The 14,338-nt window shown below is 40.8% G+C and carries 12 protein-coding genes; 4 read left to right on the top strand and 8 right to left on the bottom strand.

What is annotated here, in order from left to right:
• Positions 1–153 precede the first annotated feature (153 nt).
• The 5 genes from FJ709_RS01625 to FJ709_RS01605 are packed head-to-tail and all read right to left on the bottom strand — an operon-like array spanning position 154 to position 5,009.
• On the bottom strand, positions 154–2,172 hold the full coding sequence (locus tag FJ709_RS01625; RefSeq protein ID WP_404830033.1) for a type IV pilus secretin PilQ: 2,019 nt from the start codon (positions 2,170–2,172) through the stop codon (positions 154–156).
• Between the two features lie 52 nt (positions 2,173–2,224).
• Entirely contained in the window at positions 2,225–2,743 is a 519-nt protein-coding gene (locus tag FJ709_RS01620) for a pilus assembly protein PilP (RefSeq protein WP_226412820.1), read from the bottom strand.
• A complete protein-coding gene (gene pilO / locus FJ709_RS01615; RefSeq protein ID WP_226412818.1) occupies positions 2,744–3,361 on the bottom strand; it encodes a type IV pilus inner membrane component PilO in 618 nt (205 codons plus the stop codon).
• Positions 3,358–3,942 carry a PilN domain-containing protein gene (locus tag FJ709_RS01610; RefSeq protein ID WP_226412816.1) on the bottom strand — a complete coding sequence of 195 codons (585 nt, stop codon included), beginning with the start codon at positions 3,940–3,942 and terminating at the stop codon, positions 3,358–3,360. The genes pilO and FJ709_RS01610 overlap by 4 nt, the downstream gene beginning before the upstream one ends.
• Complete coding sequence (locus FJ709_RS01605) at positions 3,930–5,009, bottom strand: pilus assembly protein PilM (RefSeq protein ID WP_226412814.1); 1,080 nt, start codon at positions 5,007–5,009, stop codon at positions 3,930–3,932. The genes FJ709_RS01610 and FJ709_RS01605 overlap by 13 nt, the downstream gene beginning before the upstream one ends.
• Positions 5,010–5,195: 186 nt before the next feature.
• On the opposite strand from FJ709_RS01605, the gene FJ709_RS01600 reads away from it, so the two are divergent.
• Entirely contained in the window at positions 5,196–7,745 is a 2,550-nt protein-coding gene (locus FJ709_RS01600; protein WP_226412812.1) for a penicillin-binding protein 1A, read from the top strand.
• 83 nt (positions 7,746–7,828) lie between these two features.
• Here FJ709_RS01600 and yjjG read toward each other — a convergent pair whose 3' ends face one another.
• Genes yjjG through FJ709_RS01585 form a run of 3 tightly spaced genes read right to left on the bottom strand, consistent with a single transcriptional unit; the run spans position 7,829 to position 10,987 of the window.
• Positions 7,829–8,512, bottom strand: a complete 684-nt coding sequence (gene yjjG, locus FJ709_RS01595) for a pyrimidine 5'-nucleotidase (protein WP_226412810.1) — start codon at positions 8,510–8,512, stop codon at positions 7,829–7,831.
• A 44-nt stretch (positions 8,513–8,556) separates the two neighbouring features.
• Positions 8,557–9,624, bottom strand: a complete 1,068-nt coding sequence (locus FJ709_RS01590; protein ID WP_226412808.1) for an aminoglycoside phosphotransferase family protein — start codon at positions 9,622–9,624, stop codon at positions 8,557–8,559.
• A 49-nt stretch (positions 9,625–9,673) separates the two neighbouring features.
• Positions 9,674–10,987, bottom strand: a complete 1,314-nt coding sequence (locus tag FJ709_RS01585; protein ID WP_226412806.1) for a DUF805 domain-containing protein — start codon at positions 10,985–10,987, stop codon at positions 9,674–9,676.
• A 185-nt stretch (positions 10,988–11,172) separates the two neighbouring features.
• Here FJ709_RS01585 and gmk point away from each other — a divergent pair, with 185 nt between their 5' ends.
• From gmk to spoT, 3 genes are all read left to right on the top strand, one after another.
• On the top strand, positions 11,173–11,796 hold the full coding sequence (gene gmk, locus FJ709_RS01580) for a guanylate kinase (protein ID WP_226412804.1): 624 nt from the start codon (positions 11,173–11,175) through the stop codon (positions 11,794–11,796).
• 61 nt (positions 11,797–11,857) lie between these two features.
• Complete coding sequence (rpoZ, locus tag FJ709_RS01575; protein WP_188735731.1) at positions 11,858–12,136, top strand: DNA-directed RNA polymerase subunit omega; 279 nt, start codon at positions 11,858–11,860, stop codon at positions 12,134–12,136.
• Positions 12,137–12,149: 13 nt separating this feature from the next.
• A complete protein-coding gene (gene spoT, locus FJ709_RS01570; protein ID WP_226412802.1) occupies positions 12,150–14,255 on the top strand; it encodes a bifunctional GTP diphosphokinase/guanosine-3',5'-bis pyrophosphate 3'-pyrophosphohydrolase in 2,106 nt (701 codons plus the stop codon).
• The last annotated feature ends 83 nt before the right edge of the window (positions 14,256–14,338 follow it).

The following is a 14,338-nucleotide window of genomic DNA, read 5'->3' as shown; positions in this document are numbered from 1 at the left end:
TACCTTGCTCTACTGAGACTTGACGGAGGATTATCTCAGCTTAAGGCTACTGCTGGCAAGTGATGGTGGCAATTATATTCAATAAAAGTCCACAATGTAGTCAAAAGCAAAGGCCAGCTTAGAGTTAGCTGGCCTTTATCATTTTATTGTATGTTATAACTTTTCAGAAATAATCTTAGGGGTCACGAAAATCAATAGCTCTTGGCGTTCGTTTTTATCAGATGTGTTTCTGAATAAGAAGCCAACTAAAGGTATATCACCTAAAACTGGCACCTTGCTCACACGGCTAATTAAGTTCTGTTGGTAAATACCACCCAATACAATCGTCTCACCGTTATCCACAAGCACTTGAGTACCAATGCGCTGCGTATCGATAGACACAGCCTCACCTGTAGGGGTTTGAACAGTTTTACCCTGTGAATCTTGGGTGATTTCTAGATCCAAAATTACACGGTTATCTGGGGTAATTTGTGGGGTCACACGTAACGACAACACCGCTTTCTTAAAGGTAACTGATGTTGCACCACTTGACGCTGACTCCACATAAGGAATCTCAACACCTTGCTCAATATAAGCAGCCTTTTGGTTTGAGGTTGTAATACGTGGGCTTGCAATAATTTCGCCTTTGTTTTCTTGCTCTAATGCACTTAACTCTAGGTCAAGCACGGTACCATCGGCTAACTTTGCCACATGGAAGGCAATACTAGTTGGGTTCGAAATCGCCGCTGGCAAGTTAACGTTTAAGCGATCATCTAAGCTTGGAACAAGCCCACCAGCGATGCTTCCCGCACCTTCAAGTGAACCTGAAGAGCCTTTCGTACCCTGCTGATCTGTGATGCCCCAGCGAATACCTAAGTCTTCAGAAACATCATCTTTAACAGTAACCATACGTGCTTCAATCAGCACTTGCTTAATTGGAATATCGAGCACTTCTATTAAACGATGAATACTTTCTAAAATCTCAGCAGTATCTTTCACCAATAAAGTGTTAGTACGTTCATCAACAGCCACACTGCCACGGGTAGATAATAAGCTGGAATCAGTGCTTTTTAATAGCTCAGCAATATCTACCGCCTTAGCATAATTAATCTGTAAGTACTCAGAGTATAATGGCGCTAACTCTTTTACTTCCTGCTTATTTTTAAGGTCGTTACTTTCACGGATAGCCAATTCTTCACTCGGCGCAACCATCAAAATATTACCTTCAATACGTTTATCAAGTCCTTTGGTTTGCAAAATTAAGTCTAATGCCTGATCCCAAGGTACATCATCTAGACGTAGGGTAATATTTCCTTCAACGGTGTCACTCGTCACTAGGTTAAAATTATTATAATCGGCGATAATTTGTAAAACAGTTCTGACTGAAATATTTTGGAAATTTAATGATAAAGAGCGGCCATTATATTTCTTAGCCTCTTTAGCAACAGATACTCTTTCTATCTTATCGATACTAACGGTAAATACATTACCATCTTGCTTGTAATTGTATTCATAGTTGCCACCCACATCGACTAAAACTCGTGAGGTTAAGTCTTCTTTAAATGTTTCAAAACTACTGACTGGAGTCGCAAAGTCCTGAACATCCATGACATACAATAAGTCATCACCAATATTAGTATTATATAATTTAATTTCGAGCTTAGCGCCAACCTGCTCAACATTGGCAGCCACAGAGCGATTACTGAGATTAAATAATAATTCGCCGCCACCTTTAGCATTTCTTCTAAAATCAATACTTTGTATCGAGTTCACAAATGGATTATCTGCACTAGAAGGCCCTGATACCCCATCGTTAATTGTCAAACGATAAGTATTACCCTCAATTTTACCCTGATAAGGCTTAACACTTTTAAGCGCAACAATAACTGAAAGATCGCTCGCTCGTTGCTGTGCTGTTAGATGCTTCACACCCACACTATCTATCGGTAATTTATCTTTGGCTAAGCTAGAGATGGTGTCATCAAAGTTTAAAATAATTTCGGCCGGATTGGCTGAAAGATCCACTGTAGGGGAAGTAATTTCAGACTCGAATACCAGTTCTAATTCTAATTGATGATCGACGATTGAATGATATTTCACATCCAATAGGCGATTAGCCGCAAAAGCACTCGGCATGGCACAAATTAACAGCACTGACCCTAGAAGGGTTTTTATTATTGATGAATTCGTCATTGATTTTCTCATCGCGGCAGAAGATTTCATTATTCGCTCATCCTTCGCATGGTTATTTGCCTGATAATTCTAAGTTGCTAGGACGTTCAGCCCAACAACCTGAACCATCAGGAATTAATTCTATAATTTCGATATATTGGGGCGTTACATTTGAAATTCGACCATGATAAAGCCCTAAATACTCGCCCACACCCATGCGATAAACATTAGCATCGGCTGATTCAATTAATGCCCAAATACTATCGTCTTCACTTAACGTACCACGCATTCTTAAATTATCTAGTGCGTAGGTTTCCAATCTGCCTTTACGTCTTGTCAAGTCGGGTTGTAAACAGTCTTTTGACGTATCAATAACCTCTTCGGTTAACTCTCTTGAAGGCGGAACAAAAGGGCTGCGCATTAATTCAGCTTGATATGAAAAATGCTCAAACTTTGGTGTTTCTGTTAGTGGCGGAATACGGGCAACATGCTGTGCTTTAGTGGTTGTAACAAACAACTCTAAATCACTGCGGTCACCAATACAGCCAGTTAATAACAAGCTAACACCAATAAACACGGGTAAGAGTTTCATTTAATTCTTCCCCTTAGCAATTTCTTTAGGTAACTCTGCACCTTCTTTAAAGCGGTAGGTTTTAGCTAAAATAGCCATAGACAAACCACCGCCTTCTTTGTAGGTAATAGTAAAATCATGCAAACTAACAATACGCGGGAGCTTTGCAACCCCACTAACCATATTGCCTATTTCATGATAATCACCCTCGACATTTAATCTAATAGGAAATTCGATATAGAAATCACGCTCAATTTCATTATCCCAGTCTAAACTGTTTATTCTTAAACCCGCATCAGTTGCTGCAAAAGTTATATCATCAAGTAATCCTGGCATTTCATTTTCAGAAGGCAGCATTTTTAATAACTCGGCAAATTGCATTTCCATAATAACAAGTTGCTCGCGGTATAACTTTAGATTAGCAGCTAATCGATATTTAGTTTCAAAATCAGCTTTTAATTCGATTTCTTTATTTTGTTCTGACTCCATTACTGAAATGGTATCGGCAATAAACAGGTAATAACTGGCACCAATAACGCATATGGATAAGAACGCTGCAAAAACGAGCTTGACTAACTTAGGCCAGCCACCAATATTTTCAAAATCAATATCATTAAATTGGTCTAAATCTAAATTCATTTTTTCGCTCCTTGTTGCATATCAAGGGCTTGATTACCGAACTGATTAGTAATAGACACTTTTAGCTTGAACCGCTGCAATTGGCGTAATTCTTCATTTTGAGAAATAATAGACTGCATGCTTGGATCCGATAAATACTCAGAAGTTGTTACTTTCCTCATCATATTCGCAACGTTATTATTTGACTCGCTGCGACCTTCAATCCAAAGGGTGCTGCCTTTTTTCTCAATACTCGATAAATAAATGCCTGGTGGAACGATCCTAACCAACTCATCTAATACATGAGTGGGTAAGTTACGAGATTGCTGAAGCGCTAAAATAATTTCAGTTCGACGTTCAATATCTTTTTTACGTTTGGTTATTTCGCTAATTTCTGCAATCTGAGTATCCAATAAGGAAATCTCAGACATTAAATAGCTATTCCGCTGACGTTGATCATCGGTCACTAATTCAATGTAGCTAATAAACAAATAGACTAATAATGATGTCACTAGAAAGACTAGCGCGAGGATACCAATAAAGTCACGCTTTTGTTTTTCCCGTGCTTCTTCGCGCCACGGGAGTAAATTTATGTTCGCCATTGAGCGTAACTCCTCAGCGCCAAGCCACTTGCTACCATGAACTTATTAATTGATGGCTGTAATTGGGATTTAATTGCTTCATCGGCATACAAACAGCCTTGAAAAGGATCCGCGACAATGGCATAAACGCCAAGTTCATTAGTTAATACGGTTGCCATACCTTCTAATCTACCTGTTCCGCCACATAAAACTACGTAATCCACTTTTTCACGGCCACTGGCTGTGCAATATATCTGTAAAGTACGCTTAATTTGCTGCAGCAGTTGAGTTTGAAATGGGGATAACACTTCAAACATATAGTTTCTAGGTAAGTTGCCACTCACTTTAGCTAATTCAGCTTCGGCATGCGACATACCATAAAAGGATAAAATAGACTGAGTGAATAGCTCCCCACCAAATGCTTGCTCACGAATAAAAGTCGTTTCACCGCGATCGACAACGGCAAATGTAGTGATATTAGCACCGACATCTACCATCGCAATGGTTTTGTCTTTAGCGCCTTCTGGAAGTTGTGCGTAAATCAACTCAGCTGAGCGACCTAACGCATACCCTTCAACATCAACCACTTTCACATCTAATTCGACAGCATCTAAAGCATCAACACGTGAGTCAATATTTTCTGTACGACAAGCACTCAGTAAAACATCCACCTTTGTCGGGTCGGTGCTGTTTTGACTAAGTGTTTCGAAATCGATACTGACTTCATCGAGTGAATAGGGGATCAAGTTATCTGCTTCGATCTCAATTTGTGCTTCCATTTCTTCTTCACTCAATGAAGCATCCATGTAAATCACTTTGGTCATAACCGCGGACCCAGAAACAGCAACAGACGCGAACTTCACCCCTTTGGGCAAAGAACGTTTCACTTGTCTTAACGATTCTAATACGGCTTCAGAATCGCGAATATCATGATCGGCAACGGCACCTTTTTTAATTGGCACAGTTGCATAATTTTGAATTTTATATCCATCAGCAGTCTTACTTAGCAATATGGCTTTTACTTCATGGGAGCCTATATCGACACCCACCATTTGCGGAGCTTGACGCTTCCATAATTTAGAAAGCATATTCCGTCATCACAATTCTTTTATTGTTTTAAAATATAGTAGCACAAAATCATCTCGTTACACTTATTTGTACAAAATGTTTCTATATTGTACAAACACAATTTTTTTGTTTATACGTTTTTACTTCACCAAAATGGTTGCGGCTTATATACTAGCGCCCTATTTAAGCTTTTTTGGAATACATGCGTGAAGTGGTTTAAACGATTACTAATTGCTTTTTTTAGTCTCTCTTTACTTGGTGTAGGTGCTATTGCTGCAGCATATTTTTATGTTTTACCTGACTTACCTGATGTTAACTCACTAAAAACAGTTCAATTACAAACACCACTGCGTATATATAGTAGTGACGGAAAACTCATTTCTCAATTTGGTGAGAAACGTCGAGTACCTGTTGAGTTTGAAGACGTACCACAACAACTTATCAATGCAGTACTTGATACCGAAGATGCGAGGTTTTTCGAACATAAAGGTATTGACCCAATCGGTATAATTCGTGCTGCGACTATTTTAATTACTACAGGCAAAAAAAGCCAAGGTGCAAGCACTATAACCCAGCAAGTTGCTCGAGGCTTTTTCTTATCAAACGAAAAAACATATATTCGTAAAGTAAAAGAAATTTTTCTCGCGTTAAAAATTGAAAAAGCCCTCACCAAACATGAAATTTTAACCTTATATTTAAATCGCTCATTTTTAGGAAACCGTGCATACGGTGTTGGGGCGGCGGCGCAAGTTTATTATGGTAAGAACTTAAATGAGTTGTTATTACCAGAAATGGCAATGATTGCAGGCTTGCCGCAAGCACCATCAGCAGCCAATCCAATCCGCAATCCAGCTAGAGCTAAAGCACGTCGTAACTGGGTATTAAGCAGAATGTTAGAGAAAAACAACATTACTGAAGCTGAATATCAAGAAGCGACTAATGCCCCACTAACGGCGCGATATCACGGTGCAGAAATTGACTTATATGCGCCGTACATTTCTGAAATGGCCCGCGATTACATGATCCAGAAATACGGTGAAGAAGCGGCTTATACCAATGGCTATAATGTTTACACCACTATTTCATCTGATTTACAGTTAATGGCTCAGGATGCATTACGAGATAACGTATTCGCATACGATCAACGTCATGGGTATCGCGGTCCAATTTCGCAACTCTGGACAGAAACGCCACTTGAGCGTACTGAGATTATTGAACAGTTAGCCCAAACGCCACCAATGCAAGGTATTTTACCCGCGGCGGTAATGACTGTTGCTGAGCAGCAAGCAAAGGTAATGCTTGCCGATGGTACTGAAATAACCATTGAATGGCCTGGACTAAAATGGGCACGTAAATTTATCACAGATAAACGTCAAGGTTTACCGCCTAAGCTTGCTACTGATATTTTATCGCAGGGACAGCAAGTCTATGTGCGTAATAACGGCAGCTTCTGGCAATTATCGCAAATCCCTGAGGTTTCCAGTGCAACGGTAAGTTTAGACCCATTTGATGGGGCTATTCGCACACTTGTCGGCGGATTTAGTTTTAGTAAAAGCCAGTTTAACCGAGTGACCCAAGCCAAGCGTCAACTCGGCTCAAATATTAAGCCATTTATTTATGCAACAGCCCTTGAACAAGATTGGACCTTAGCCACCTTAATTAATAATGCCCCGATTAATAAGCCTGACACGCGTCAAGGAACAGCTTGGCGCCCTAAAAACTCGCCAGATATATACGGTGGTCCGACCCGATTGCGCGTAGGTCTAGCACAATCAATTAACGTCATGTCAGTGCGCGCACTTCGACATGCCGGTTTGACAAATGCTATTGATGAGCTGGTTAAATTTGGCTTTGATGCCAAAGATTTACCGCGTAATGAGTCTTTAGCACTCGGCTCACCTTCGGTGACACCTTTACAGGTAGCCACTGCATTTAACGTGTTTGCCAATGGCGGTTATTTAGTTGAACCTTACTTTATCGACCACGTAACAGATTCATACGATAATGTCATTGAGCAAGCATCTCCTACTCTAGCTTGTTCATCCGGTTTAAATGAGCAATCGATTAGCGAGCCATCTAACGATGAGACTAGCAGCGATTTTTTTGCTGCAATGAATCAAGAATTATCAGCCGCTAATTCAGATACTGAATTAGTCTGTAATCGTCAAAATGGCCGCTATGCTAAGCAAGTCATTTCAGAGCAAACTGCCTTTTTGATCACCGAATCGCTTAAAAGTGTTATATGGGGCGGCGGAGATTGGAGTAAAGGTACTGGTTGGAATGGTACTGCGTGGCGTGCATCTAAGTTACTTAAACGCCATGACATTGCAGGTAAAACAGGAACAACCAACGAATCTCGTGACACTTGGTTTAGTGGATTTAACCCTACGTTAACTTCGACATTTTGGGTAGGATTTGATGACCACGGCCGTCAACTAGGGCGTGCCAGTTGGATGGCTAGCGGTGCTCCTGATCAAATATCAGGCGGAGAAGCCGGCGCAAAAACCGCTGGCCCTGGCTGGAATGACTTTATGAATAAAGCATTAAAAGGCACAACCGAAGTATCGGCTGAACCACCAAAAGGCATTGTCTCTGTTCGTATTGATTTAGAAACAGGTAAGCTCACAAGAAAGACTGATCACACAACCGCATTTGAATATTTTGTTGCTGGCACTGAGCCCAAAGAATATGCGATAGAAACTCAAAGCTCTGGTGAGACATTTATTGATAGCGTTGCGGAAGATTTATTCCAATAGCTAATTATGAAAATGATAAAGCCGTATTCAGTTAAAACTTAATACGGCTTTTTTATGTTCGTTTGAATATGAGAATCGATTAATTATGGTAATAGTCGTTGATGTAATTCGGTTAATGAGCCAACTTGGTAGTGAGGTGTAATATTACTATCAGCCACTACATCCGCAGAGTTTAACCAGCAAGTGTCAATTCCGGCATTAATACCGCCCAAAATATCTGACTGTAATGTGTCCCCAACCATTAACACTTGATGCTTTTCAGGATGGCCCATTCGTTCAAAAGCATGATCAAATATCGCTTTATCGGGTTTCGCTTTTCCCACTTGCTCAGAAATAATCACTTGAGAAAATGCCGCTTCCATACCGGTTTTTTGCAGGCGTATTTGTTGAAGCTGAGTAAAGCCATTGGTAATAATACCTAAATTAACTTTACCCACTAAAGCATCAATAAGCGTCCTAGCACCAGGTAAAGGTTCGCAAATGTCGGCCATTGCCGCCAAAAAACCATGATTTAACTGCTCAGGCTGAACGGTTAGCTTTATTCCCCACTCAACAAATCGTTGCGTCTGTAACGTTTTGGCATCAATGACCCCATTTTGGTATTCAACCCAAAGAGGTTTATTTACCTTTTGATAATGGTCAAAATCTGCATGACTAAATTCAACATCATATTTTGAAAATAATAACTTCAGTCCAGCAAAAGCATCGAAATGAAACAAGGTTTCATCGGCATCAAATAAAATCCACTGATATTTTGAAATATGCATTAATTACATTCACCCATTAATTGATATGTTGAGTTAACTGATAATTACTCGAAAAGTGGTTTTAATTTGGCTTCTTGCCCCAGCAAACTTTTAAAAATCGTTAACTGGTTAGCTGCACGATCTAAATTATGATTAGGTCTATGAATACTGAAATAAGCATCGCCATTGATATGATCGGCTAAAAAACGACTACCCAACATCAATGCCATGACTTTTATACCTAACCATAAGCTCCGCTTTTCAATTGGAGTGATCACACCCTCTAGTGCTTTGATGTAGCTTTCACTGGCCGCAGCAATAATCTCTGGTCGTGCAATAACCTTATCTAATGCGGTGGAATCTTCTTCCTCTGGCGAACAAAAAGCACGCACCATGTCACCAAAGTCATACATCAAATACCCTTTCATGCAGGTATCCAAATCAATAATGGCCATACTTGACATATCACGCTCATCAAACAGCATATTGTTGATTTTGGTATCATTATGGCAAACACGCAAAGGTAATAGCAATTCAACCTGCTCAAGCTCATCGAATAACGCATGTTGACTAAAAACCAAATCAACCCAATATTGGCATTCTGACAAGCGCTGGCATTTATCATCACTGACCGCTTGCTGTAGCTGTTGTAGTCTAAAAGGAAAATTCAAAAAATCTTTAATAACATCATTAATACAATCTGGGTTTAGTGAACTCAATGCCGCGGCAAAATGACCAAAGGCACCGGCCGCCATTTTTGCTTGTTCGGTGTGAGTGACCACTTCAATAGTATGGCTATTGGGCAAGTAAGTTATCGCCCGCCAATAACCATCATCGCCAAGATTAATAGCATATTGTTTATCTTGCGCGATCACAGGCTTAACAACTTGTAATTGATAATAGCCTTGTTCTACTTGCTGTTGAAGATGTTCACTTACATGTAATGCATTTTCAATCAGTATATTTGGCTGGGTAAATACATCGGTATTTATTCTTTGTAAAACAAATTCGCCCTTGGGCCAACGTACTAAATATGTCTGATTGATGTGTCCATTTCCAAGCGTTGAGATGGTGACTTTATCTAAACCAATACCAAAATGAGGCAGCACTTGCTGCCTAATAAAATCACTCACTCATACGCTCCATATTCTTTTTAAGTTATATCGTATTAATTATATTCAGTTAATCTGACGGTAGATAATCAGCAAACTCTTGATGCTGCATTAACGTAGCTTGACTGCCCTTTAAGCTAAAGTCATAGCCACAAAGCTTAAAACTACCACGCATTGCAATATGATTAATAATAGATTTGTTATCTAAAGGTGAAAAACGCGCTTCAGTGGCCTCATCGCTCATTAAATCAACACTAATAGGCCTATATTCACTACCATCGTTAAAAACGAGCTCACTACAGGTTTTATCGCCTTGGGCGGTATTGAGTCGCCAGAGGTTTTTTGCCGTATCTGTATCACCGAGCCAGCGCACAATAAATATGCTGTCTTGCATGACTATCCAAAAACCATCAGGCAACTTAGCGCTGACTCTGTCGATTTTTTCTGATTGGGTAACGTTAACCTTGGCAATAGCTTTTTCATCACTGTCACCGCTATTAGTAAGACTGACTAGCAACCATACGATTAAACCCGATACCAGTAATACACCTAACACCTTAGCGCCCAGAATCACTGGAATATGATGCTCCTTTAAGCGATTTAACCAGGATTTGATTAACTCAGTCACCGAGCCGGTATCAAGCGCATCACGATCAACATCAAAACGATGAGATGCCTGCCAAGATTGCTTAAAAGCAGACATTGACTCAGGTGCTTGATCAATTGCAGAAAAACGCATTGGCGCGACTAAAGGTTCGTCGGTAGTATTAATGTCGATATGTTTGCTGTTTGTATGTTCGGTTTCATTAACCTCAACTTCTGCATGATCAAATGAGGCATGATGCGCACCTATATCTGATACTTCATTTTTCCCCCGCTCATCATCAGCAACATGATGCACTTCAGCAGCCATCGGTTTAACATCCGCACGAGCAGCCTGGCCAAAAACCTGTGGTTCACGGCGTTTTCTCACGCCACCTAATTCCGACTTAACCTGTGCTTTAGGGCCATAATAACCTTCAACATAAGGCACTTTTTGACTAATGGCGGGAAAGAAGCTAATAAAAACACTACAAGCAATACCTAATAAACCTACTCCTGCAATAGCAGCAAAAGGCCAAAACAAATAACAACTCAATACAAATAATAAGTGTGGCAAGACAGCAAGTAACACCCAAAAAATGGGTTTACCTGCATCATGTAAACGTCTGAGCGCAGACAAGCTAATCACTGTCGTTGTTAGCAGTGCTGCAAATAAAATAATCATGCTTTGCGGAAAAACTATCCCGACTAAAAACAAAAAACTAAAACTGGCTAAAATGATGGCCAAAAAGCGGAAGGCATTGTCGCGGCCTTGATAACACCAAAGCGTGTTTAACTGCATGAAAAATCCTTGAATCGTAAGCAAGGCAACCCGTTTGGGTCGCGGGGGTATTTTAGTATGAATCTGTGTAAAAAGAGAGTACTGAATTTCAATCTCAATCAGCAGAGATTTTATGGCTATGTAGGCAGTTTTTGTTGAGTTATAATATTAAACTTTCTTAACCGTATTGTGAGAACAGCAAAACTATGAGTACTCTTGGAAATCTTTTTATTGTGTCAGCCCCTAGCGGTGCAGGAAAATCGTCTCTCATCTCCGCACTTTTAAAAGATAATCCCAGTGATATGCAAGTATCTGTATCTCATACCACTCGCCAACCACGACCAGGTGAAGTTAACGGTCAACACTATCATTTTGTCACAGTTGAACAATTTAAAGCGTTAATCGCTGAAAATGCCTTTTTTGAATGGGCTGAAGTATTTGGTAATTACTACGGCACGTCACGCACTGTTATCGAACAAACCTTAGCCAAAGGTGTAGATGTTTTTTTAGATATAGACTGGCAAGGTGGCGAGCAAGTTAAAAAGCTCATGCCTGAAGCCGTTGGGGTATTTATTTTACCGCCATCAAAAACCGAGCTTGCACGCCGTTTAACTGGTCGAGGCCAGGATAGTCAAGAGGTTATTGATAGTCGTATGGCTCAAGCTGTCTCAGAAATGTCACACTATACTCAATATGATTTTGTGATCATTAATGATAATTTCGACACTGCATTGGACAATTTAAAAGCCATCATTAGCAGTCAAAGATTAACCTGTGCTAGTCAGAGACACACTCACAATGATATGCTTGTCGATCTATTGGCAAACTAATTGTCTTAGTGTACAATTTTGCGTCATTTTTTCCCCATAGATAACACTGGAGTTTCCACACATGGCTCGCGTAACTGTAGAAGACGCTGTAAATAAAATCGGCAACCGTTTTGATATGATCCTGGTTGCAGCGCGTCGTGCACGCCAAATCGCTGTGCAAGGTAAAGATCCAATGGTTGAAGAGATGAATGATAAGCCAACGGTTATCGCTTTACGCGAAATCGAATTAGGTTTAGTCACCTCTAATACTTTAGATGCTGATGAGCGTCAAACTGTCCGTGAACGCGAAGCTGCTGAAATAGCTGCTGTTGCCGCCATTGCGGAAGGTCGTGTAATTTAAGGAGTAGCGCCACTTGTATCTGTTTGAAGGTCTCAAAGAATCAGCTTCCGCTTATTTAGAGCCGGAGCAAGTAGAATTACTCAAGCAGGCCTATTTGGTCGCGCGCGATGCCCATGAAGGGCAAATGCGCACAAGTGGCGAACCTTACATTACCCATCCGGTTGCGGTTGCGCGCATCCTGGCAGACATGCGTCTTGATTATGAGACGTTAATGGCTGCCCTGCTTCATGACACCATCGAAGACACCCCTGTCACCAAAGAAGAACTTGCTGAGTTGTTTGGTGTTGATGTGGCGGAATTAGTCGAAGGTGTATCAAAGCTAGATAAGATCAAATTTCGCGATAAGAAAGAAGCGCAGGCGGAAAACTTTCGTAAAATGATGATGGCCATGACCCAAGATATTCGGGTTATTCTTATCAAACTGGCTGACCGAACCCATAACATGCGCACCTTAGGCGCGCTGCGTCCTGATAAACGTCGTCGCATTGCCCGCGAAACCCTTGAAATATACGCACCTATCGCCAACCGTCTTGGTATTCATAATATCAAAATAGAGTTAGAGGATTTAGGCTTTCAAGCCTATTACCCAATGCGATATCGAGTGATCAAAGAAGTGGTTAAATCTGCACGAGGAAATCGTAAGGAATTAATCATTGGTATCGAAGGTGCCATTGAAACGCGATTAGAAGATGCTGGTATAGCAGGCAAGGTCAAAGGCCGAGAAAAAAATCTTTACTCCATTTACCGTAAAATGTGCAACAAAGAGCTGCAATTTGAAGAAGTAATGGACATTTACGCCTTCAGAGTCATCGTTGACAGCATTGACACCTGTTATAGAGTTCTCGGCGCCATGCATGGATTATACAAACCCCATCCAGGCCGCTTTAAAGATTATATCGCGATACCTAAAGCCAATGGTTATCAATCATTGCACACCTCGTTATTTGGACCCCATGCTGTGCCAGTTGAAGTGCAAATACGCACCGAAGAAATGGACCAAATGGCTGATAAAGGGGTTGCTGCTCATTGGATGTATAAAAACAAAACCGATGCTAGCCAGCAAAATACCACCCAGGTCAGAGCCCGAAAATGGATGCAAAGCTTGCTTGAATTACAGCAAAGTGCGTCTAGCTCATTCGAATTTGTTGAAAACGTTAAAACTGAACTCTTCCCTGACGAAATTTATGTGTTCACTCCTGAAGGCCGTATTTTAGAGTTGCCGGTTAATTCCACCGCTGTCGACTTCGCCTATGAAGTGCATACCGATGTGGGCAATACCTGCGTGGGCGCAAAAGTGAATCGCCAAGCTTACCCACTAAGCCAACCGTTAATTTCAGGTCAAACGGTTGAAATTATTACTGCAAAAGGTGCACGCCCTAATGCTGCATGGCTTAACTTTGTGGTAACCGGTAAAGCTCGCGGTAAAATTCGTCAAGTATTGAAAAGTTTAAAGGGTGACAATGCCATCACACTTGGACGCCGCTTATTGAATCATGCATTGGGCGAAACTAAGTTTGACAGTATTCCTGCAGATTTGATCGAAAAAGTTATCAAAGAAACCAAACATACTAACTTAGATTCATTGTTAGCCGATATTGGTTTGGGCAATGCGATGAGCATAGTGATAGCACAGCGCTTACTCGGCCAAAAGCTAGAATCACACAACAATAAAGATGGCCATGCCATGCCAATACGTGGTGCTGAGGGCATGTTAGTTACCTATGCAAATTGTTGTCGCCCAATACCTGGTGATGCGGTTATTGCCCATGTCAGTCCAGGTAAAGGGTTGGTTGTGCATATGGAAAGCTGCTCTAACATCCGTGGTTATCAAGGCGAACCAGACAAGTATATCTCTGTCCATTGGGATAATACTGAAGGGGTTGAATATCATGCTAACTTGCGCGTTGAAATTGTCAATCATCAAGGTGCATTGGCAAAAATCACCTCGATTATTGCTTCAGCAGGGTCAAATATTCATAACTTGAGTACCGAAGAGCGCGATGGCCGAGTGTACTTAATTAATTTGCGTATTTCGGTCAATGATCGGGTACATTTAGCCAATGTGATGCGCCGTATCAGAGTACTTCCTGAAGTACTGCGTACCTCACGTAATCGCTAAACCCAAGACAATACTAACAAGGTGTGATTTACACCTTGTTAGTCAAACTTTAATTTTTTTTAATCAACCCATTATACCGTTTC

This window comes from Shewanella glacialimarina (assembly GCF_020511155.1).
Lineage (GTDB): Bacteria > Pseudomonadota > Gammaproteobacteria > Enterobacterales > Shewanellaceae > Shewanella > Shewanella glacialimarina.
This window is presented reverse-complemented; position numbering and strand designations above follow the sequence as displayed.